The organism is Parerythrobacter lacustris (genome assembly GCF_024626475.1).
GTDB classification, from domain to species: Bacteria; Pseudomonadota; Alphaproteobacteria; order Sphingomonadales; family Sphingomonadaceae; genus Parerythrobacter_A; species Parerythrobacter_A lacustris.
Window position 1 is genome coordinate 446,285 of sequence record NZ_JANKHH010000007.1, and the last position, 21,114, is coordinate 467,398.

Genomic DNA, 21,114 nt, shown 5'->3' on the forward strand with positions numbered 1-21,114 from the left:
GCTGCCACTTGCCGGTCCTACCGGGGATTGGCTGACGAAGTTTTAACGGTTGGCGCGATTTATCGGCGGCAAAGCAAAACCCCGCCCGGCTCGCGCCGGACGGGGTCTGCATTGGTTTGCGAAGATCGCGCGGATCAGGTCACATGCCGTGGCCTGCCAGCGCCGCGAGCAGCAGCAGCGCGACGATGTTGGTGATCTTGATCATCGGGTTCACCGCCGGACCCGCGGTGTCCTTGTAGGGATCGCCCACCGTGTCTCCGGTCACCGCAGCCTTGTGGGCTTCGGAGCCCTTGCCGCCGTGGTGGCCGTCTTCGATGTACTTCTTCGCATTGTCCCATGCGCCGCCGCCGGCGGTCATCGAGAGCGCGACGAAGATGCCCGAGATGATCACGCCGAGCAGCAATGCGCCCAATGCCGCGAAACCGTCAGCCGCGCCATTGGGCGAGACCGCGGTGATCACGAAGTAGACCACCACCGGGGCAAGCACCGGCAGCAGCGACGGGATGATCATCTCCTTGATCGCCGCCTTGGTCACCAGGTCCACCGTACGGGCATAGTTGGGGCGGCTGGTGCCGGCCATGATGCCCGGATCGTTGGCGAACTGGTCGCGCACATCCTTCACCACGTCGCCCGCGGCGCGGCCCACGGCGGTCATGCCCATCGCACCGAACAGGTACGGGAGCAATGCACCGAGCAGCAGGCCGACGATGACATAGGGGTTTTCGAGGCTGAAGCTGACCGCTGCCTTGCCGTCGACCGTCTCCAGCCCGAGCTTGTCGGCGAAGGCGTTGAGGTCGGTGGTATAGGCGGCGAACAGCACCAGCGCGGCGAGGCCGGCCGAAGCGATCGCATAGCCCTTGGTCACGGCCTTGGTGGTGTTGCCCACTGCGTCGAGCAGGTCGGTCTTCTCGCGGACGCTGTCGTCCAGACCGGCCATTTCGGCGATGCCGCCGGCGTTGTCGGTCACCGGACCATAGGCGTCGAGCGCGACGACCATCCCGGCCAGCGCCAGCATCGCGGTCGCCGCATAGGCTATCCCGATCAGGCCGGCGAGCTGGTAGGCGATGATGATGCCCGCAACGATCACCAGCGTCGGCAACGCGGTCGCCTCGAGGCTGATCGCGAGACCCTGGATCACATTGGTGCCGTGGCCGGTTTCGGAGGCCTTGGCGATCGACTTGACCGGGCGGTAGTTGGTGCCGGTGTAGTATTCGGTGATCCAGATGATCAGCCCGGTGATGACCAGGCCGAGCAGCGAGCACCAGAACAAGTCCATGCCGGTGAAGCTGGTGCCGCTGCTGCTGATAGTCACCTCGGTGGCGATGCCGCCGAGCGCGACGTCGGTCGCGTACCAGATCGCCGGGATGGCGAGCACGGCGCTGACGAGGAAGCCCTTGTACATCGCGCCCATCACGTTCTTCCCTCCGCCGAGGCGGACGAAATAGGTACCGATGATCGAGGTCACGATGCACGCGCCGCCGATCAGCAGCGGGAGCGCCATCAGCCCTTCGAGCTGCGGGACGTTCGACATCAGGAGGGCAGTCAGCACCATGGTGGCGCCGACGGTGACGACATAGGTTTCGAACAGGTCGGCCGCCATGCCGGCGCAGTCGCCGACGTTGTCGCCCACGTTGTCGGCGATCACGGCAGGGTTGCGGGGGTCATCCTCCGGGATGCCCGCCTCGACCTTGCCGACGAGGTCTGCGCCGACGTCGGCCGCCTTGGTGAAGATACCGCCGCCGAGACGCGCGAAGATCGAGATCAGCGAGGCACCGAAGGCCAGCGCGACGAGCCCGTCGACCACCACGCGGTTGTTCGGATCGTTGATCGGGTTGCCCAGCTGGTCGGTCAGGACCCAGTAAAACACTGCAATCGCGAGCAGCGCGAGGCCGGCCACGAGCATGCCGGTAATCGCACCAGCGCGGAACGCCAGCGTGAGGCCCTCCTGCAGACCCTTGCTCGCCGCCTGCGCGGTGCGCACGTTCGCGCGGACCGAGATGTTCATCCCGATATAACCCGCCACGCCCGAGAGGATCGCGCCGATCAGGAAGCCGATCGCCGAAATCGGGCCAAGGAACCAGCCGACGAGGACGGCGACGACCACGCCGACGATGCCGATGGTGGTGTACTGGCGGTTGAGGTAGGCTTGCGCGCCTTCCTGGATCGCCGCGGCGATTTCCTGCATCTTTGCGTTCCCGGGATCAGCCCCGAGAACCTGGCGGCTGGTGAAGAAGCCATAGACGATGGCCAGCAATCCCAGCGCGATTGCGATTTGTACGAGTGTCACGAAGTTCCCCCGATCATTCCTGTGAGTGGAAACGGCCCGTTCTTACGGGTCCGCGAAAGGTCGCACGGCTATACGTACGTGTCGCGTCCGTGCAAGCCCCTATCGCGGCGAATTGCACGGCATTTGGCACTCTGCGCAAGCTAGTGCTGATAACCCAGCGGCTTCCCATCTGCAGGAGGGTTGCCGTCGAGCAGAAGCGCATGCTTGCCGCGCGGCAGAACTTTGCCGATCGGCCAAGCGAAATCGGGCAGCTTGGCACCGGGCCGGGCGGTCAGCAGCAGCGCGTAGTCGTCGCCCCAGCGCAGCGCGTCGTCGCGGCGGGATTCGGGCGCGCCGAGGGGGACGGCCGAGGGATCGAGATCGATCGTCACCGTGCTCGCATAAGCGATGCGCGAGGCGTCGAGCAGCAGCCCGTCCGACACATCCATCATCGCGCTGACAAACGGTGCCAAGGCCTGCCCCTCGGCAAGCAGGGGTTGAGGGCGCAGATAGGCGGCAGTCTCGCCGCCGGTCCCGTCGCGCAGGGCCTCGTAGCCCATCATCGCCCCACCGACGGTGCCGACGAGGAACACGCCGTCCCCCGGCTGCGCGCCCGAGCGCGAGGGAACGGGCGAATGCGTCGCCTTGCCCAGCGCGGTTAGCCCGAGCGCGCGCGGACCGGTGGTCGCCCCCACCGTATCCCCGCCGAGCAGGGGCACCTCGAAGGCCGTCAGCGCCTCGGCCAGCCCTTCGAGAAAGCGGTCGTCATCCGCGCCCATCATCTGGCCCAGGACCAGGCCAATGGGCTGCGCGCCTTTGGCCGCAAGATCGGACAGGTTCACCGCCACCAGCTTCCACGCGACATCGGCCATGTCCTGACCGGTGAGCCAGTGCATCCCCTCGACCATCATGTCATGGGTGACGACCAGTTCCTGCCCGCCGATGGAGAGCACCGCCGCATCGTCATTCAGCCCCCGCGCGGCGGGATGCGTAGCAAGCGAGCGCAGCCGGGCGATGAGGTCGAATTCAGTGGTCATGGAGGGACGTTAGCCGTTTGGGCGGAAGAGTGAAGTTTTCGCGCTCACAGAGGCGCAGAGGCACAGAGACGAGGGGACGTGCGCGCCGAAGGCGCTTTCCTAATTTTCGCTCGCAAAGGCGCAAAGGCGCGAAGACGCGGGGCAACCTTTTCGCGCCTTTGCGCCTTTGCGAGAGTCAAAATGGTCCGCCTGCGGCGCGGGAGCGAGACCTCTGCGCCTCTGTGAGCGCCCCTAAGCCCGCACATCCTTCGCCACCGCGTCCAGGATGCCGTTGACGAATTTCGCCTCGCGGTCGTCGAAGAAGGCTTTCGCGACGTCGAGATACTGGTCGATCACCGTGCCTACCGTGACATCGGGCCGCGCCATCAGCTCGTAAGCGCCTGCGCGCAGGATCTGGAGCATGGTCTTGTCCATCCGCGCCAGCGTCCAGCCTGCGGCCAGCTTCTCGGCCAGCTTCGCGTCGATCTCGTCGCGCCGGGCATCGACGCCGGCCACCACATCGTCGAAGAAATCGACATCGGCCTCGGCATATTGTTCGTCCTCGATCTCCCGGCCCAGACGGTGCTGGTGAAATTCGTCGAGCAGCCGCGCGAGCGGGGTGCGCTCCATATGCTGCTGGTAAAGCGCCTGAACGGCGGCGAGGCGGGCGGCCGCGCGGGCCTTCGAGCGGGAGGTCATTTCGGCAATCTCAATTCGATCGATCGGGCGTGGGCCGGCAGGCCCTCGGCATTGGCCAGCGCGATCCCGGCGGGACCGACCGCGGCCAGCGCCGCTTCGCTGGCGGAGAGGAAGCTGGTGCGCTTCATGAAATCGAGCACCGACAGCCCGCTGGAAAAACGCGCGCGGCGACCCGTCGGCAGCACGTGGTTCGGTCCGGCGAGATAGTCGCCGACCGCTTCGGGGGTCGTGCGGCCGAGGAAGACGCTGCCAGCATGGCGCAGACCCGCAAACAGCGCGTCCGGATCGTCCACCGCCAGCTCGACATGCTCGGCGGCGAGCCGGTTGGCGAGCGGCACGGCATCCTCGATCTGCTCGACCAGGATGATCACCCCATGGTCCTTCCAGCTTGCCTGCGCCACCTTGCTGGTGGACAGCATGGCGGACTGGACGTCGACACGGTCCTCGACCTGCATCGCGAAAGCGGCATCATCGGTGATCAGGATCGACTGGCTGGAGGGATCGTGCTCGGCCTGGCTCAGCAGATCGGCGGCGATCCAGTCGGGATCGTTGCTGCCGTCGGCGATGACGAGGATCTCGCTCGGCCCGGCGACCATGTCGATCCCGACCACGCCGTAGAGCTGGCGCTTGGCCTCCGCCACCCAGGCGTTGCCGGGGCCGGTAACGACATCGACCCGCGGGATCGTCGCGGTGCCATAGGCCAGCGCGGCGATCGCCTGCGCCCCGCCGATCCGCCACAGCGTATCGATCCCCGCGACATGCGCGGCGGCGAGCACCAGCGGATTGAGCTTGCCACCGGGGGTCGGGGAGACCGCGACGATGCGCTCCACGCCCGCGACCCTGGCCGGAATGGCGTTCATCAGCAGCGATGACGGGTAGGCGGCACGCCCGCCGGGCACGTAGAGCCCCGCCGCATCGACCGGCAGCCACTTCGCGCCGAGCCGCATCCCGGTATCGTCGGTGTAGTCGCGGTCCTCGGGCAGCTGCGCCCGGTGGTAGGCCTCGATCCGCTGCGCTGCGAGGTCGAGCGCGTCGCGCAGGCCCGGTTCCAGCCCGGCGTAGGCAGCGGCGAAGTCCTCCGGCCCCACCCGCCAGCTTTCGGGCGTGTCGAGCGTATACTGGTCGAACCGCGCGGTCAGCTGGACCAGCGCCTTGTCGCCCCGGTTGCGCACATCCGCGAGGATCGAGGCGACATCGCGCGTCACGTCCTCGTCGCTCTCGCGCCGGTCGTCGACGATGGCGGCGAAAGCGCGCTCGAAGCCGGGGTCGGAGGCCTTGAGGAACTTCATCACGCGGCCTTTGCCGCTGCATCGGCACGGAAGGCCTCGACCAGCGCGGCGACCCTCGGATCGGTCTTGAGCGCCGCCCGGTTGACGATCAGCCGCGCGGTGATGTCCATGATCTTGGCGACTTCGACCAGTCCGTTGTCCTTCAGCGTCTGCCCGCTCGAGACCAGGTCGACGATCCGCCCGCACATGCCGAGACTGGGGGCGATCTCCATCGCGCCGTTGAGCTTGACGCATTCGGCCTGGATGCCCTGCGCCTCGAAATGGCGGCGGGTGAGGCCGGGATATTTGGTCGCGACGCGCACATGGCTCGCCCCGTCGATGCTCGCTGCGCCATCCTTCGGCTCGGCGAGTGACAGGCGGCAGTGGCCGATGTCGAGATCGACCGGGGCGTAGAGATCGGCGTAGTCGAACTCCTCGATCACATCCGACCCGACGATGCCGACCTGCGCCGCACCATGCGCGACGAAGGTCGCGACATCGAAGGCGCGCACCCGGATCAGCCGCATGTCGGCGCGGCCCGTCGCGAAGGTCAGGCTGCGGTTGGCCTTGTCGTGAAACGCATCCTCCGGCACCACGCCGGCGCGCGCCATCACCGGCAGCGCCTCGTCGAGGATGCGCCCCTTGGGCACGGCAAAGGTCAATTGTGTTTGCGCCATCGCGCCGCGCAGATAGGCAAGGGTCCGGCAAAGGGCAATTGGAAAGGGGTGGATATGGCGGATCGGGGCGAAAGGCCGGATTACGAATTCGTCGACATGAACACCCGCGGCGAGGGCGCGGTCGCCACCGCCTTCGCCAACCAGGTCGCCTATTGCGAGAATGCCGGGGCACCGATCACCGCGCGGGTCGTCGGGGCGATCGCCGACGTTCTGGCATCCGATGCCTCGAACGCGCTGATCGAGCGGATCCGGACCTGGCATGGCGCGCCGCTCGCCGACGCGCTGCCGCTGCGGATCGCGGGCGGTATCCACGCACTCCACCTGTCGGGCGATGCCAAGGAACTCGCGCCGATCTATCGCGGCATTTCAGCCGACGATGCTGCGCTGGTGCGCGATGCGATGCTGGCGTTCGAAGCGCCGTTGATGCCCTGGCTCGACGGGCCGCCGCAGACCAACGAGGCCGGCCGGTCGAGCAATTTCTCGGCGGCGATGCTGTGGCTGGCGGACAAGGGTTTGACCGCACGGTTCGCGCTGCTCGAAATCGGATCGAGCGCGGGGATCAATCTGATGATGGACCGCTACCGCTACGATCTCGGCGGGATCGTGGTCGGGCCGGAGCAACCCGCGATGCATTTCGCGCCCGAATGGAACGGCAGCCCGCCTCCTGCCGCCGACATAGCGATCGTTTCGGCGAAGGGCTGCGATGTCGCCCCGGTCGACCTGACCGATCCGGCGCAGGCGCTGCGCCTCAAGGCCTATATCTGGCCCGAGCACACGGTTCGGTTCGACCGGATGGAAGCCGCGATCCGCGCCGCGACCGAGCGCAAGCCCGACCTCGTCAGGATGAACGCGGCGGAATTCGTCGAGGATGCGCTGGCCAAGCCGCAAGTACCGGGCACCACGCGGGTGCTGATGCACTCGATCGTGTGGCAATACGTGCCCCAAGACCAGCAGCAGCGCGTGACGGCGGCGATGGAATCCGCCGGCGCTGCGGCGACTGCGGACAGGCCGCTCGCGTGGGTATCGGTCGAGGCCGACCGCACGGTCCACCGCCATATGCTCAAGGTCCGCTACTGGCCCGGCGGCGAGGAGGCGGTGCAGCTCGCCTGGTCGCACCCGCACGGCGCGGATATGGAGTGGCTGGGGTAGGACGTTGTGCTTAGGCCGCGCGGACAAACTCTGGCGTAGGTCGCTGTCCGCTTTCAGGTGGAATTTGCGGACCCCAGAATGGCTCAGATGAGGGTGGAAAGCTGCCGTTCTCCATCTCTTAGATTGGCCGAAACCAACCTTTTGTACATCCAGTCGCGCGGCAATCCTCGATGGTCAAATTGTAACGCCCATCATCGAAATACCAGAGGGTAACCTGAGCAGATTTCTGTCCATCGATCTGACATTGTCCGACATATAGTGACGAACCAGTTGACCTATGATCGGCTTCTTCAACAAGTGTGGCTTGCCCTCCGCAAAGCAGCGATGGCTTGAGCTTATCGGCCTTGGACCGTGTGAGCATCTGTCGGTTGCCCCCTCTATCCAAAAGATAACAATTTTCTGAGGTCGAGCAGCGCGAGATTGCCTCCCGAACTTTCACTTCTGTCGGTCGATGGTCCGCGCATCCGGTCAGTGCAAAGGCCAAGATGCACCTAGGAAGCAGTCTATTCATGTTGCGAAACTAGCGGTTCTGCCAATGACCGCAACGGGGTCGTTAGCGGAACGGCCGCTTTTGCACGCAAAAACACGGACTTCCGCCGTTCGAGATTGGTCCATCCCGTCTATCCCGTCGCGTCCAAAAACGCCGCCATCGCGGCGTTGAACGCCTCGGGCGCTTCCCACTGGACGAAGTGGCCGCAGCCGGGGACCTGCACCACTTGCGGGTCCACGATCACCTCGTCCAGCCCGTCGAGATTGGCGGGCGGCAGCGCTTCGTCGTCCATCGCCCAGATCACCAGTGTCGGTATCACAAGCTTGGGCAGCGGGAAGGGCTGGTAGTCGGCGGGCAGTTCGTAGGGCGCATCGAGCGGCAGCACTTCCATCGGGCTGGCGCGGTAATAGTTGAGCATGCCGAAAGCGGCGTCGGGGTCCGACCAGTCGGCCAGCATCCGCGCCGCCTCGTCCTCGTCGATGCGGGTCATCACCTTGCCCTCGAACGCTTTCATCAGCAGCGGGGCGAGGCCGTGTCCGCGGATCATCGGGTCATTGGCGGGGTCGCGGAAGAGGGTGAAATACTGGCTCGCCGCGCGCTGCTCGCGGTTGGTGTAGAGCAGCTTGGGAAACAGCACCGGGTGGGGCGCATTGGCGATCACCGCGCTGGTGACCCGCCCGTTCATCATGCCGGTATAGGCGACGCCCCAGGCGATCGCGCCGCCCCAGTCGTGGCCGACGACGGTGAAGCGCTCGATCCCCAGCGCATCGGCGAGGAAGAACACATCGCCGATCATCTTGTCCGGCGTATAAGCATTGACCTCCTGCGGCTTGGACGATCCGCGATAGCCGCGCTGGTCGGGCGCGATGCAGCGGTAGCGATCCGAAAATTGCGCGATCTGGTTGCGCCAGGTGCGGTGGCTCTCGGGAAAGCCATGGAGGAAAATGAGCGCAGGTGCGTCGCGCGGCCCTTCGTCGACGACATCGAGCTCGATCCCGTTGGCAAGGGCGACGCGGCGCTGCTCCATGCTCAGCCCTCGGCCTCCATCTTCTCCATATAACCGTTGGCGACCATCGCCGCGACCTGGTCGAACAGCTGGTCGGGGGTGCGGCGGAGCTCGCCCATCGCTTGCTCCATTCCGCGCGCGACGATGATCTCGCGCTGGTTCAGCGCCATGGCATCAATCATGGTCTTCGCGGCTTCACCGGCGGGAATACCCTCGTCGATCGCCTTGTCGCTCTTGCCCCGCCTGCTGCCGTCGGCAGTCAGCGCATTGCGCGAAACATCGGTCGCGACCGAGCCGGGGTAGATCACATGCACCTCCACGCCGGAGGGCGACAGCTCGGCGCGCAGGGCATCGGCATAGCCCGCCAGCCCGAACTTGGCAGCGCAATAGGCGGTGCGCATCGGCACCCCGACCTTGCCCGCGATCGAGGAAATGAACAGCAGGTGCCCGCTGCCGCGCTCGCTCATATGGCCGATCAGCCCCTGGCTGAAGGCGATCTGCGCGGTGAGGTCGACGTCGATGATTTCGCGGTACACCGCCATGTCGGTGCGCGTCGCGCGGCTGCGCTGCGAGATGCCTGCATTGGCGATGGCGATATCGACCTGCCCCTTCCAGCCGATCGCCTGCGCAGTGGCATCGGCCAGAGCCGCATCGTCGCGCACGTCGAACGGCAGGATCAGCGCCTCGGCAGCGAGGTCGTCCGCCACCGCTTGCAGCCGCGCTTCGTCGCGACCCGAGAGGATGCAATTCACCCCGCGCCCCGCCAGTTCGCGCGCCAGCGCCGCGCCGATACCTGAACTCGCGCCGGTGATCCAGGCAACCTGTCCTGCGAAATCCATATCCTCTCCTTAGGGGTAGCTGACGGTCTTTGGCTTGTCGGGCAGGGGGATGAATTCCTCCGCATCGCCCGGGACAGTGGGGAAGCGGCCTGCGGTCCAGTCGTCGCGAGCCTGCCGGATGCGGTCATGGTCGGAGCTGACGAAGTTCCACCACACATGGCGCTTGGTCTTGAATGCCTCGCCGCCGAGCAGCATCACCCGCCCACCGCGTTCGCTGGCCAGCGTCATGGTGCGTCCCGGCGCGAGCACGGTCAGTTCGTAAAGCCCGAGCGCTTGCCCGTCGACGCTCGCCTCGCCGCCGACCAGCATCACCGCGCGTTCGTCCGCGCTGATCTCGACCGGCAGGGCACCGGTCGGGGCGAGAACGATCTCGGCATAGATGGTGTCGGCATGGGTGGTGGTCGGCGCGCGCTTGCCCCACAGCTCGCCCATGATGACCGTCGCCTTCGCGCATTGGTCCTCGACCACCGGCAAGTCCGCAATGGCTTCGAACGCGGGGTCGATCTCCTCGCACCCGTCAGGCAGGGCGAGCCAGGTCTGCATGCCGTAGAGGCGCGGCCCGGCATCGCGCTCCGCCTGCGGGCTGCGTTCGGAATGGACGATCCCGCGCCCGGCGGTCATAAGGTTTACCGTGCCGGGGCGGATGGTGGAGAAGCTGCCGATGCTGTCGCGGTGGTCGATCGCGCCCTCGAAGAGCCAGGTCACAGTGGCGAGGTTGATGTGCGGATGCGGCCGCACGTCCATCCCGCTGCCGATATCGAGCTGCGCTGGGCCGAACTGGTCGACGAAGATGAACGGGCCGACCATGGTGCGTGCGCGCGAAGGAATCGCCCGCCGCACCTCGAATTGGCCGAGATCGTGGGTAACGGGGGTGATGGTCTGTTCGAACATGCGGGCGATTGTGTCACGACCCAACGAGCGGGGGAAGGGCCTTGTCGGCGATCAATCCTCGAACCGGCTTTCCTCGCGCAACTTGAGCCCGGCGGTCTGGAGCGGGGTCACCCGGTTGGTGAATTCGGTCGGGGTCATCCCGGTGAAGCGCCGGAACTCGCGCGCGACATGCGACTGGTCGAAATAGCGCAAGCTGGCGAGATCGTGGTCGCTCGGACTGGAAAAGCCGCGCATCGCGGTCGCCATGTCGAGGAAGCGGCTGCGGCGCAGGATCGCCTTGGGTGTGAGGCCGAATGTGTACTGGCACCGCCGCTCGAGCTGGCGGACCGAGAGACCGACCTCGCGCGCGGCATCCTCCACCCTGATGCCGCTGTCGGTGCGGGCGAATACCTCGAACTTTGCCATCTGCCTGTCCGTCCGGCGGGTGCCGATGGCATCGAGCCGCTCGGTTATGGCGCCTTCCATCGCAGCGAGCTTGCCCGCATCGTCGCTCGCCTGCTCGACCCCGGCCTGCATCGTGTCGGCAATATCGCCCCACAGTTCCTGCAGGGTCAGCAGCCGGTCGGCGAATTCGCGATGCGAGCTTTCGAACAGACCTTTCCACCCGCTCGGACGGATCGCGAATCCGGCGACCGCGAAGCTGCCCTGGACACGGACGCCAAAGGGACGGGCGTTGGCACCGAAAAACAGCGTCCGGCCCGGCTGGCTCCATTCCCCCGGTGCCACTTCGCCCTTCCAGTCACCCTTGAGCAGACAGCGCACGAAGGCCGTTTCCGCCAGGAGGAAATCCTCGATGACCATCTCTTCCGGCAGTTCGGCTTCGAAGACATAGAACCGCCGCACAAAGGGGGCGAGGGCCTCCGAAGGGCGGAATGTGCGCGACAGCAGCATCAGCTCAGTCCGGAGTGGATGCCTTTATCGCCAGCGCGTGCACCCTCTGTCCGGGTATGTCGCCCAATGAGCGGTTGACCATGCGCTGGCGTTCAAGCCGGGAAACGCCGACAAAGGCAGCGCTTTCGATGACAATCGTGAAATGCGATTCCCCGCTGCCATCATCGCCCGAATGGCCGCTGTGCTTCGCGCTGTCGTTGATGACTTCCAGTCGCGTCGGCGCAAAGGCCGCGCGCAGCAAGTCTTCGATTTCCTCTGCAACCCTTGTCCCCATGGCGTCTCTTTGGGGCTTCACTTCCGGCTTGTCCATGCCCATCCTTATGCGGTGAAGCAGACGCGATTCCATGGCCGTTACGAAGATGCGCAGCGCATGTGCCAGCACCCGGGATGCCGCGAACCGGGCGAGTTTCGCGCGCCGGGCGCGCGCGGCGGCTCGTTCGACGGGCCGGGTGAATGGCGCTGGTTCTGTCTCGACCATGTGCGCGAATTCAACGCCGGATACGACTGGTTCGAGGGGATGAGCGCGGAAGAAATCCTCTCCGCCCAGTCCCCCATCGCCGGCTGGCAGACCGAGACGCGCGCCTTCCGCCCGACGGCGGGGGTCGACGGGATGCCGCGCTGGGCGGACTACGACGACCCGCTCGACGCAATCTCCGCCCGCGCCAACGGGATCAAGAGCCGCGCCCGCCGCGAAGCGGAGATGGAGATGGACGGGCGGTTCAGCCCCGACGAGGCAAGGGCGCTCGACACGATGGGTCTCGGCCTCGATGTCGACCGCCAGAAGCTGCGCCGCCGCTATTCCGAGCTGGTGCGCCGCTACCACCCTGACCGCAACGGGGGCGACCGCAAGTTCGAGGCACGGCTGGGCCGGGTAGTCGAGGCCTACCAGCTGCTCAAGAAGTCACGGGTCTTCGCCTGATCAACCGGCTTCGCACAGTGCCTTGAGCTGGTCGGCGCATGCGCCCCAGCCTTCGGTGAAGCCCATTGCCTCGTGCTGCTGCATGGCTTCCTCCGACCAGTGCCGTGCGCTGGCGGTGTAGCGCGTGCCCTCCACGCCGCCTTCGCTCGCGGGTTCGATTTCCCAGATGCCGATCATGAACGGGCCTGAGGGTTCGAAATCGGCGGTGCAGGCGTCGGTGGTGACGAAGCGGCGGCCTTCATCCCAGGCGAGGAAGATGCCCTCGTTGGGCATCACCTCGCCGTCGGGCCCGTACATGGTGATCGCGCTGCGTCCGCCCGCCCGCCGCTCCTGCGCGGTGACCTCGGCGCGCCAGGGTTTGGGGCAGAACCATTCTTCCTGCCGGTTGGCGAGGACGTCCCACACCGCCTCGGGCGTGGCGGCGATGAAGCGGGTGAGCGTAAGTTGGTGCATGGTAGTCTCCAGTCAGTCCCGGTCGGGCGCGCCATAGGGAAAGTATGCACGATAGGGGCGGGCATCCTCGACGCAGCGCACGACCGCCGGCAGCGCGAGCAGTTCGGCCCGGAGGGCTGCAAGCCGCGGGCACGAAGCTGGGATCGGCTCGACCCAGTCGGCGTAGAACAGTGCGGGCGCGGCGGCGCAGGTGACGAGGCTGACGTGCGGCGGCAGGACGTTTGCCTCGAGCCACCTTTCGAGCCAGGCGTAAGCCCGGCGCAGGCCCGCCTTTCCGGCAGCGATCTCGGGTTCGTAGGGTTCGGCGCGCAGGCCCCCCGCAGCGGGATCGTCCCGGTCGACGAAATGCGCAGCGATCACCCGCTGCATATTGCCCATCACATAGTTGTCGAACACCCGGTCGAGCATCCGCGCCACTGCGGCCTGGGCCGGGTCGGCGGGAATGAGCGGAGCCGGGCCGGGATAGTGGACCGCGAGATGTTCGACGATGCTGGTCGATTCGACCACCACCTGCCCGCCATCGACCAGCACCGGGAACTGGCCGGAAGGGTGCGCCCGCCCGGTGAAGCTTTCGAACTTCGGCACCGACTGGTCGATCTCTCGGAAAGTGAACTCCGTCCCGTTGGCATAGAGCGGGATCAGTGCCTTCCACGTGTAGGAGGAAAAGGGGTGGCCGTGGAGTTCGAGCATCACCAGTTGCCCTCCGCCATTCGTCTCTGCCGCGCCAGTTCGCGGTCGCTGGTGGATGGGATGGGGCCTTCGGGCGGGTAGGGGGGCAGCGTGCCGCCGGGCTTGTAGGTTGTTATGACCGTGCCCTTGGCCGTCACGCGGTGGTCGGTAACGGTCAGCAGATCCGCCGGCGTGCCTTCGCAGAACAGCCGCTTCCCGCTGCCGAGCAGCACCGGATAGGTCATGGTGATCAGCCGGTCGATCAGGCCCGCCGCGAGCAATGCGGGATAGAGCGTGCTCGACCCTTGGATGATGATATCCGCGCCGTCCTGTGCCTTGATAGCGGCTACGTCCTCGATCCCGCGCATCCGGTGGCTATTCTCCCAATCGAGCGGCTGTTCGCCGCGCGTCAGGACATATTTGTTCGCCCGCCCGAAGGCCTCGCTCATCGGCTTGTTGTCGCCTGTCGCATAAGGCCAGTAGGCGGCGAAGATATCGTAGGTACGGCGGCCGAGCAGCAGGTCGTATTCGCCTGCAAACAGCGAGCCGAGCGTTTCGTTGATCCCGTCATCCCACAGCTTGAACACCCAGCCGCCCTGGTCGAAGCCGCCGGTCGGGTCTTCGGTCGGACCGCCGGGGGCTTGCATCACCCCGTCAAGCGACAAGAAGGCGGCACCGGTGATTGTGCGGGGCATCGCTCAGTCTCCCCGGATCGCGGCTTCAATTGCCGCATGGTCGATTTTCACCATCGCTTGCATGGCCGCGAAGACGCGCGCCTTGGCCGCAGGATCGGGGTGGCCCAGCCCGTCCATCAGCACGCGCGGGACGATCTGCCAGCGCATGCCGAAGCGGTCGAAGCACCAGCTGCACGCCATCTCGCCGCCGCCATCGGCGGTCAGCGCTGCCCAATAGCGGTCGGTCTCCTCCTGGCTGTCGGTAAACACCTGGAAGCTGATCGCATCGGTGAAGCCGTTCTCCGCCTTTCCGTTGAGCCCCATGAAGGGCTGGCCCAGCAGCGTGAAACCGACCGTCAGCACATCCCCCGCCTTGCCGCCGGGATAGTCGCCGGGCGCGGTATCGACCCGCTCGATCCGGCTGTCGGGGAACAGCCCGCAATAGAGCTGCGCCGCTTCATGCGCGTCGCGCTCGAACCACAGGCAGGTGGCGATTTTGCTGTCGGCCATCACTCTGCTCCCTTCCGCGGCCCGACGAGGCCGAAGCTCGCGCCCTGCGGATCGCTCGCGTTGAGCGAATATTCGCCGCCGGGAATCTCCATCGGCTCCTGGAACAGGGTCCCCCCGCCGTCCCGGATCGCATTAACCGCGGCGTCGATGTCGGGGACGCGGAAGTAGAAGGTCCACATCGGCATCGGCGGGCCTTCGGGCATCATCGGCATGACCGCGCCGAGTATGCCGACACCCATCGGCGTGCCTTCCGGTGCCCGTCCGCTGTGGCGCAGGAATTCGTATGTGCCGAGCGGGCCCATATCCATCTCGCCGCCTTTCACCCAGCCGAAATGCTTGGCGTAGAAGTGCCTCGCGGCCTCGGGGTCGCTGGTCATCAACTCGTTCCACGCGCAATGCCCCTGGCGCGGCCGGTCGTAGGAGAAGGCGTGGCTTTCCGGGTTCTCGACCCCCTCGGGCGGCTTGGGGGTCATCACGTAGAAGGGCGCGCCCTGCGGGTCGGTCACCATCGCCACGCGGCCCGCGCCCTCGATGTCGCGCGCGGGCATGGCGATGCGCCCGCCATCCGCCTCGATCAAGGCGGCCATCTTGTCCGTATCGTCGGCAGAGACATAGCCCAGCCAACCCGGCCGGGCCCCGCCCGAGGTCATCTCGTCGGTCAATTGCAGGACGCCGCCGATCTGGCTCTCGCTGGCCTCGATATGACGGTAGTCGTCACCGCCGCCGAAGCGCCAATCCAGCAAGGGGCCGTAGAATGCCTCCGCTCCCGCGCGGTCGGTGGTCATCAGTTCGTACCAGATGAAATCGCCATGGTGATTAGCCATCGTTACTCTCCTTGCGTGCGGCATCCGCCGTCTCGAATTGCGCGATCTGTTCGGCATGGGCCTTTCGGAATGCGGGCCGCGCCAAAATGCGGTCGACATAGGCCTCGCTCGCGGGACGATCGCCCCGGCCGCGCAGCATGTCGAGCCTCAGAACATCCGCCATGACCAGGTCCGCCACCGTGAAGCGGCCTGCGACCAGCCACTCACGGGTGGCCAGCACGGCCTCCATCTGGGCGAGGCGTCGGTCCATCCAGTCGGAAATCGCCGGAATGTCCTGCTCGGACCATTGCAGCACGACCCACGGCATGGTGACCATCTCGATCGTGTTTAGCGCGGCCATCAGCCACTGGACGCATTCCGCCTCCCCCGCGGGATCGCGCGGCAGGAGCGCTTCGCTCTTGCGCGCGAGGTGGAGCAGGCACGCGCCGCTTTCGAACAGGCGAATTTCGCCATCCTCCAGCATCGGAACCTGGCCGAACGGCTGGCGGTCGAGGTGGTTTGTCTCCCGGCCGTCGAAAGGAACGGTCGCGATCCGGTAGGGAATGCCGGCTTCCTCGCACGCCCAGCGCAGCCGCAAGTCGCGAACGAAGCCGCGCGGGCCTTCCGGCACCCAGTCGAGCGTCCAGATGGTAACCGGATCGGTCACGGCTCAGGCTTGCTGTTCGAAGATCGGTTCGAACCCGCCGAAGATCATCCGCTTGCCGTCGAACGGCATGTCGCTGCCGTCGCCGAAGTGTTCGGCCATCCTGGGGTCGGCCATCAACTTGTCGTGGCTCGCGTCGGCGGTTGCCTTGTCGGGCCAGGTCATCCAGCTGAAGACGATCTTCTCGCCGCCTTCCGCCTTCACCGCCATGCGGAAATCGGTGGTGGTGCCGTCCTTGACGTCGGCTTCCCAGCATTCGACCTGCGACAGCGCGCCATGGTCTTTCGCAATCGGCCAGAACTTCTCGGCCACTTCGCGATAGGCGTCCTTCTTGCCCTCGGGCACGGGGATCACGAAACCTTGTACATACATCGTCTCTCTCCTTCGAATGTCGCGGATTTACGCCGTGCCTTCGGCGGGCGGGCCGTCAGCGGCGGCCTGCGGGTCCATCCACATTGTCTCCCAGATATGGCCGTCCGGGTCCTCGAAGCTGCGGCCGTACATGAACCCCATATCCTGCACCGGGGTCGGGTCCGGCTTTCCGCCTGCGTCGACCGCCTGGTTCACGATGCTCTCCACCTCCTCCTTCGAATCCCGGCTGATGCACAGCAGCACCTGCGCGGCGCGGTGGGCATCGGGTATCTCCTTCGAGGTGAAGGTCTTCCAGAAATCATGCGTCAGCAGCATGACATGGATCGCCTCCGACCAGACCATGCAGGACGCCATATCGTTGCTGAACTGCGGGTTCTGCTCGAACCCCACCGCTTGGTAGAACGCGATCGATCGTGCGAGGTCGGTGACGGGCAGGTTGATGAAAATCATCTTGGTCATGGCGGTTTCCTCTCCTCAGGTCCCGCGAATCGGCACTTGCCTTTGATGGACCTTTGAGTTACCAAAAACAACTATGAAGTTACCAAATGAAACTTCTATCCATGGCAAGTGGTATGACGACGCCTGCGGCACCGCCTACGGGATGGAGCTGGTGGGCGAGCGCTGGGCGCTGCTTGTCCTGCGTGAACTAATGCTCGGACCGCGGCGATTTTCCGACCTTCGCGCCAGCCTGCCCGGAATATCGGCCAAGGTGCTGACCGAGCGGCTCGCCGGGCTGGAGCAAGCGGGCGCGCTGGTCCGCCGCCAGCTGCCGCCGCCCGGCAAGGCGCAGGTCTATGAACTCACCGCATGGGGATATGCTGCCGAGCCGATCCTGCAGGAAATCGGGCGCTGGGCGGCGATGTCCTCCGGCCACGATCCGCTGCTCCCGCTGTCGCCGGTCTCGCTGATGCTGTCGATGCGCACCATGGCCGATTACACGCGCACCGGCACGATTGAGGGAAAGGTCGGTTTCGCGATTGGCGATGAAGAGTTTCTGGCTAGGCCGTGCGCGGGTGAGCTGCCGATCCGGCGTGGCGGCATCGAGCAGGCAGACGCGCTTTTCCGCGCCCCGCTCGCGTCGATCATTGCCGGGGGCATCTATGCCGGGGTGCCGTGGGAGGAGCTCGAAGCCGGGGCAGGCCTCAGCATCGAAGGCGACCGCGATCTTGCCATGCGCTTCGTCGCGCTGTTCTCACTCCCGCCGAAGCTCGCCTAGTTTTGCTGGCCCCGCGGCCATGGCCAAAATAGGGTGCCATGTTTGCGCAGCATTCGTGCTAAAGAGGTTTTCTCTCCGAGTTCGCCGGAGGTGGTAAGCACGATAGCGAGCGCCGGGTAAGGCTTTCGTCCCGCGAGTCTCCTGCATCCGAAGGCCTCGGCCATGGAACCCATCAAAGCTATGAAGCCTGAATCCACAGGTAGTCTGGGCATGGCCTTGGTCATGTCATCCAGTACTCCGCTCATCCTGCTCAACGAGGAGCTCGTGGTGAAGGCTGCCAGCGGTTCGTTCTGCCGCAACTTCTCGATCGATTGCGACGGCGTGGTAGGCAAGGAGCTGTTCGAGCTGGGTGAAGGGGAATGGGACATCCCGCAACTGAAATCACTGCTGAAAGCGACCGCAGCCGGACAGGCCGAAATCGAGGCCTATGAAGTCGATCTCGTTCGCCCTGATCAACCGACACGCAACCTGGTGATCCATGCCCATGTGCTCGAACGGCATGAAAGTGAGGCACTTCGGCTTGCTGTAGCGATTACCGACGTCACCGAAGCGCTGAAATCCAGGCGGGAAAACGACGCTTTGGTGCAGGAAAAGCAGGTCCTGCTCCAGGAACTGAATCATCGTGTGGCAAACAGCCTTCAGATCATCGCGAGTGTCCTCATGCAGCGTGTGCGGATTGCCCAGTCCGAAGAGACGCGCACGCACTTGCGCGATGCCCACCACCGGGTGATGTCCGTTGCCACTCTCCAGCGCCAACTGGCTTCGAGCGCCACGGGCGAGGTCGCTTTGCGGCCCTATTTCACCGATTTGTGTGCCAGCATCGGTGCTTCGATGATTCCCGATCCCGCACTGCTGTTCCTTGTGGTCGACTCGGACGACAGCGTCACCTCCGCCGACAGATCAGTGAGCATGGGCCTCATTGTCACAGAGCTGGTGATCAACTCGCTCAAACACGCTTATCCGGATGAAGCCAAGGGCACGATCCGCATCGGGTATCACGCCACGGATGACGGTTGGATACTGAGCGTGGCAGACGACGGTGTTGGCATTGAAGGGGCCCATGAAAGCGGGAAGCCGGGCCTCGGCACAGGCATCGTCAACGCACTAGCGAAGCAGCTCAAGGCAACCGTCGCAGTGACGGATGCCCATCCCGGCTGTATCGTCTCGATCACTCATCGAAACAAGATGTAAACAACCGCAAAAGCCGACAAGTTCGGGGCGCGATCCGGTGCAACAGCGAGCCCGTAGTCTAGCTTATCTGCCCAGGCGCCCGAGCCTTCAAAGGGAGTTTAATGCAGGCCCTCATCATCGAAGACGAGTATCTGATCGCGCTCGCGATCGAAGATGCGCTGATCGAGCTCGGATACACGACATTCGCTTTTGCTGACACGGTGGCAGGTGCCATCGAAGCGGCAGGCAATCGATGCCCCGACCTCATCGTCGCGGATCACCGGATCAGCGATGGAACCGGAACCGATGCCGTCAAGGCGATTTGCTCTGGCAAGCCTATCCCGGTCGTGTTCATGACAGGGAGTGGCGAGGAAGTTCTGGAAGAGCTTCCGGGCGCGGTGATTGTCCTGAAGCCATTTTCGCTGCCATTGCTCGAAGCAGCCATCAAGCGGGCCATCGAGCATCCTGTGCAGCACACCGCGGTCCGCTGAAGCCGGGCTGAAACCCTACTACCCCCGGAGTTACTGCCGGAACGCCCAGCGTAGCGTCTTGCCCATGCCCCAGCTTGCGGCCCGCGCTGGCAGAACACCGAGGCCGGGTCGCTCCAGCCCCAGCATCTGCCGCGCGTAGGGCGGCAGGATATCCACGGCCGCCGTCCCGAGCGTCGCCTGCACGCCGCGCGGTGCGCCCTTCGTTCGTTGGCTGAGCACCAGCCGCGCCACCTCTTTCGCCTCGGGCGAATAGCGCAGATCGCTCCGCATTTCGCGGAGCAGCTTTTCCGCCTCGTTCTTCGTCTCCGGTACCGGATCGGCCCCGAGCTTGCGGGCGATCAAGGCGAACTGGCGGAAATATTCGTCCTGCTCGGCAAATGGCATGGCGGGCCGGACGTAGCGCAGATAGGCCTCGAGGAAGCTGGTCGCCTCCGCCACGTGCACCCACGCCAGCGTGCGCGGATCGTTTGCCGCATAGGGCGATCCGTCGGGCAGCGTGCCGGTCACCCGCGCATGGATGCGGTTGACCCGCGCGATCGCTGCCTCCGCCTCGTCGCGATTGGCGAAGGTCGTCTGCGCGATGAACCTTGCGGTCCGGCGCAGCCGGCCGTGCATGTCGTTGCGAAAATCCGAATGGTCGAGCACACCCTGCAAGGCATGCGGATGGAGCATCTGGATCAGCAGGCTACGAATGCCGCCGATCATCATGCCCACGACATCGGCATGAACCATGCGGATCGGCGAATCGCGCTCGAACAGCGCCTCGTCGCTGATCGCAACCGGCTGCTGCCCGCCCTCGACATCGTTGAACACCGCGCGCACGCTGTCGACCAGCTTCATGCGGATGCGTTCCGACGGGCGCAGCGATTCCATGAGTGGCAATATAGGGTTGCGGCGGGCGAATGGAATGTTGCGCTGCACATGCTTGCAGCGCCCCGCGCGCGCGTCTAGGCAACGGCCAAGATGAACGACATGACCGACAAGACCTTCGAGGCATCCGACAAAACCGTGCTCGCCGCCCCCGACACCGAGGTGGATGTGCGCGCAACCTTCGGCATCGATATCGACTGGAAAGTCCCCGCCTTCTCCAAGGCCGACGCCCGCGTGCCCGATCTCGACGAAAGCTATGTGTTCGATCCCGACACCACGCTCGCGATCCTTGCCGGCTTCGCGCACGACCGGCGGGTGATGATCCAGGGCTATCACGGCACCGGCAAGTCGACCCATATCGAACAGGTCGCGGCGCGCCTCAACTGGCCTTGCATCCGGATCAACCTCGACGCGCATATCAGCCGCATCGACCTGATCGGGCGCGATGCGATCGTGCTGCGCGACGGGCTGCAGGTGACCGAGTTCCGCGAAGGGCTGCTCCCTTGGGCGCTCCAGCATCCGGTGGCGCTGGTGTTCGACGAATACGATGCGGGCCGCCCGGACGTGATGTTCGTCATCCAGCGCGTGCTCGAACAGCAGGGCAAGCTCACCTTGCTGGACCAGAACCGCGTCATCCGCCCCGATCCGGGCTTCCGCCTGTTCGCTACTGCCAACACGGTCGGGCTGGGCGACACCAGCGGGCTTTATCACGGCACGCAGGCGATCAACCAGGGCCAGATGGACCGCTGGAACATCGTCGTCGGGCTCAACTACCTGCCCGCCGAAACCGAAGAACAGATCGTCAAGGCGAAAAACCCGGAGACCGACGCCAAGACGGTGGCCGACATGGTCAAGGTCGCGGACATGACCCGGCAGGGCTTCATCAACGGCGACATCTCGACCGTCATGAGCCCGCGTACGGTAATCACCTGGGCGCAGAATGCAGCCATCTTCAAGAACATCGGCTTCGCCTTCCGTCTGAGTTTCCTCAACAAGTGCGACGAGGCGGAGCGGATGCTGGTGGCCGAATACTTCCAGCGCGTGTTCGGGGAAGACCTGCCCGAAAGCGTGGTCAAGCCGGGTCGATAGCGCTCACCCCGGGTTCATCACA

Annotated in this window: 25 protein-coding genes; 6 read left to right on the forward strand and 19 right to left on the reverse strand. The window is 65.4% G+C overall.

Annotation, left to right across the window (positions count from 1 at the left end):
- Positions 1 to 139: 139 nt before the first annotated feature.
- The 5 genes from NSO95_RS14045 to hisG form a co-directional block, all read right to left on the reverse strand.
- Positions 140 to 2,287: a sodium-translocating pyrophosphatase gene (locus NSO95_RS14045; protein WP_257596936.1), complete on the reverse strand. Its 2,148-nt coding sequence runs from the start codon at positions 2,285 to 2,287 to the stop codon at positions 140 to 142.
- A gap of 140 nt (positions 2,288 to 2,427) precedes the next feature.
- Complete coding sequence (gene thiL / locus NSO95_RS14050; protein WP_257596937.1) at positions 2,428 to 3,303, reverse strand: thiamine-phosphate kinase; 876 nt, start codon at positions 3,301 to 3,303, stop codon at positions 2,428 to 2,430.
- Positions 3,304 to 3,534: 231 nt separating this feature from the next.
- Positions 3,535 to 3,981 carry a transcription antitermination factor NusB gene (gene nusB, locus NSO95_RS14055; protein WP_257596938.1) on the reverse strand — a complete coding sequence of 149 codons (447 nt, stop codon included), beginning with the start codon at positions 3,979 to 3,981 and terminating at the stop codon, positions 3,535 to 3,537.
- Positions 3,978 to 5,270, reverse strand: coding sequence for a histidinol dehydrogenase (hisD, locus tag NSO95_RS14060; protein WP_257596939.1), 1,293 nt, complete (start codon positions 5,268 to 5,270; stop codon positions 3,978 to 3,980). Before hisD ends, nusB begins: the two co-directional genes overlap by 4 nt.
- The gene (gene hisG, locus NSO95_RS14065; RefSeq protein WP_257596940.1) at positions 5,270 to 5,926 is read right to left on the reverse strand and encodes an ATP phosphoribosyltransferase; all 657 of its coding nucleotides are present in this window, start codon (positions 5,924 to 5,926) and stop codon (positions 5,270 to 5,272) included. The genes hisD and hisG overlap by 1 nt, the downstream gene beginning before the upstream one ends.
- Positions 5,927 to 5,980: 54 nt before the next feature.
- Here hisG and NSO95_RS14070 point away from each other — a divergent pair, with 54 nt between their 5' ends.
- Complete coding sequence (locus NSO95_RS14070) at positions 5,981 to 7,075, forward strand: DUF2332 domain-containing protein (RefSeq protein ID WP_257596941.1); 1,095 nt, start codon at positions 5,981 to 5,983, stop codon at positions 7,073 to 7,075.
- Between the two features lie 620 nt (positions 7,076 to 7,695).
- Here NSO95_RS14070 and NSO95_RS14075 read toward each other — a convergent pair.
- The 5 genes from NSO95_RS14075 to NSO95_RS14095 are packed head-to-tail and all read right to left on the reverse strand — an operon-like array spanning position 7,696 to position 11,502.
- On the reverse strand, positions 7,696 to 8,592 hold the full coding sequence (locus NSO95_RS14075) for an alpha/beta fold hydrolase (RefSeq protein WP_257596942.1): 897 nt from the start codon (positions 8,590 to 8,592) through the stop codon (positions 7,696 to 7,698).
- A gap of 2 nt (positions 8,593 to 8,594) precedes the next feature.
- Entirely contained in the window at positions 8,595 to 9,410 is an 816-nt protein-coding gene (locus NSO95_RS14080; protein WP_257596943.1) for an SDR family NAD(P)-dependent oxidoreductase, read from the reverse strand.
- 9 nt (positions 9,411 to 9,419) lie between these two features.
- A complete protein-coding gene (locus NSO95_RS14085; RefSeq protein ID WP_257596944.1) occupies positions 9,420 to 10,301 on the reverse strand; it encodes a pirin family protein in 882 nt (293 codons plus the stop codon).
- Positions 10,302 to 10,352: 51 nt separating this feature from the next.
- Positions 10,353 to 11,192 carry a helix-turn-helix domain-containing protein gene (locus NSO95_RS14090; RefSeq protein WP_257596945.1) on the reverse strand — a complete coding sequence of 280 codons (840 nt, stop codon included), beginning with the start codon at positions 11,190 to 11,192 and terminating at the stop codon, positions 10,353 to 10,355.
- Positions 11,193 to 11,196: 4 nt separating this feature from the next.
- A complete protein-coding gene (locus tag NSO95_RS14095; protein WP_436278041.1) occupies positions 11,197 to 11,502 on the reverse strand; it encodes a BolA family protein in 306 nt (101 codons plus the stop codon).
- Positions 11,503 to 11,517: 15 nt separating this feature from the next.
- Between NSO95_RS14095 and NSO95_RS14100 the strand changes: the two genes are divergently transcribed.
- Positions 11,518 to 12,111, forward strand: a complete 594-nt coding sequence (locus tag NSO95_RS14100; RefSeq protein ID WP_257596946.1) for a J domain-containing protein — start codon at positions 11,518 to 11,520, stop codon at positions 12,109 to 12,111.
- Here NSO95_RS14100 and NSO95_RS14105 read toward each other — a convergent pair whose 3' ends face one another.
- From NSO95_RS14105 to NSO95_RS14140, 8 genes are read right to left on the reverse strand one after another with little or no spacing between them, the layout of a single operon-like run.
- Positions 12,112 to 12,564, reverse strand: a complete 453-nt coding sequence (locus NSO95_RS14105; RefSeq protein ID WP_257596947.1) for an SRPBCC family protein — start codon at positions 12,562 to 12,564, stop codon at positions 12,112 to 12,114. It lies immediately after the preceding gene.
- A gap of 12 nt (positions 12,565 to 12,576) precedes the next feature.
- Positions 12,577 to 13,254: a glutathione S-transferase family protein gene (locus NSO95_RS14110; RefSeq protein ID WP_301332666.1), complete on the reverse strand. Its 678-nt coding sequence runs from the start codon at positions 13,252 to 13,254 to the stop codon at positions 12,577 to 12,579.
- Complete coding sequence (locus tag NSO95_RS14115) at positions 13,254 to 13,928, reverse strand: dihydrofolate reductase family protein (RefSeq protein WP_257596949.1); 675 nt, start codon at positions 13,926 to 13,928, stop codon at positions 13,254 to 13,256. The genes NSO95_RS14110 and NSO95_RS14115 overlap by 1 nt, the downstream gene beginning before the upstream one ends.
- A gap of 3 nt (positions 13,929 to 13,931) precedes the next feature.
- Positions 13,932 to 14,417 carry a VOC family protein gene (locus tag NSO95_RS14120; protein WP_257596950.1) on the reverse strand — a complete coding sequence of 162 codons (486 nt, stop codon included), beginning with the start codon at positions 14,415 to 14,417 and terminating at the stop codon, positions 13,932 to 13,934.
- Complete coding sequence (locus NSO95_RS14125; RefSeq protein WP_257596951.1) at positions 14,417 to 15,241, reverse strand: VOC family protein; 825 nt, start codon at positions 15,239 to 15,241, stop codon at positions 14,417 to 14,419. The genes NSO95_RS14120 and NSO95_RS14125 overlap by 1 nt, the downstream gene beginning before the upstream one ends.
- On the reverse strand, positions 15,234 to 15,887 hold the full coding sequence (locus NSO95_RS14130) for a glutathione S-transferase family protein (RefSeq protein ID WP_257596952.1): 654 nt from the start codon (positions 15,885 to 15,887) through the stop codon (positions 15,234 to 15,236). The genes NSO95_RS14125 and NSO95_RS14130 overlap by 8 nt, the downstream gene beginning before the upstream one ends.
- Positions 15,888 to 15,890: 3 nt before the next feature.
- Complete coding sequence (locus NSO95_RS14135) at positions 15,891 to 16,256, reverse strand: DUF1428 domain-containing protein (protein WP_257596953.1); 366 nt, start codon at positions 16,254 to 16,256, stop codon at positions 15,891 to 15,893.
- A 27-nt stretch (positions 16,257 to 16,283) separates the two neighbouring features.
- Entirely contained in the window at positions 16,284 to 16,715 is a 432-nt protein-coding gene (locus NSO95_RS14140; RefSeq protein ID WP_257596954.1) for a VOC family protein, read from the reverse strand.
- Between the two features lie 73 nt (positions 16,716 to 16,788).
- Between NSO95_RS14140 and NSO95_RS14145 the strand changes: the two genes are divergently transcribed.
- From NSO95_RS14145 to NSO95_RS14155, 3 genes are all read left to right on the forward strand, one after another.
- On the forward strand, positions 16,789 to 17,472 hold the full coding sequence (locus tag NSO95_RS14145; RefSeq protein WP_257596955.1) for a winged helix-turn-helix transcriptional regulator: 684 nt from the start codon (positions 16,789 to 16,791) through the stop codon (positions 17,470 to 17,472).
- Between the two features lie 162 nt (positions 17,473 to 17,634).
- On the forward strand, positions 17,635 to 18,663 hold the full coding sequence (locus NSO95_RS14150) for a sensor histidine kinase (RefSeq protein ID WP_257596956.1): 1,029 nt from the start codon (positions 17,635 to 17,637) through the stop codon (positions 18,661 to 18,663).
- 101 nt (positions 18,664 to 18,764) lie between these two features.
- Positions 18,765 to 19,133 (forward strand): response regulator, encoded by a 369-nt coding sequence (locus tag NSO95_RS14155; RefSeq protein ID WP_257596957.1) that lies wholly within the window; start codon positions 18,765 to 18,767, stop codon positions 19,131 to 19,133.
- A 30-nt stretch (positions 19,134 to 19,163) separates the two neighbouring features.
- Here NSO95_RS14155 and NSO95_RS14160 read toward each other — a convergent pair whose 3' ends face one another.
- Positions 19,164 to 20,006 (reverse strand): oxygenase MpaB family protein, encoded by an 843-nt coding sequence (locus tag NSO95_RS14160; RefSeq protein ID WP_257596958.1) that lies wholly within the window; start codon positions 20,004 to 20,006, stop codon positions 19,164 to 19,166.
- Between the two features lie 90 nt (positions 20,007 to 20,096).
- On the opposite strand from NSO95_RS14160, the gene cobS reads away from it, so the two are divergent.
- Entirely contained in the window at positions 20,097 to 21,092 is a 996-nt protein-coding gene (gene cobS, locus NSO95_RS14165; protein ID WP_257596959.1) for a cobaltochelatase subunit CobS, read from the forward strand.
- Positions 21,093 to 21,114: the final 22 nt, after the last annotated feature.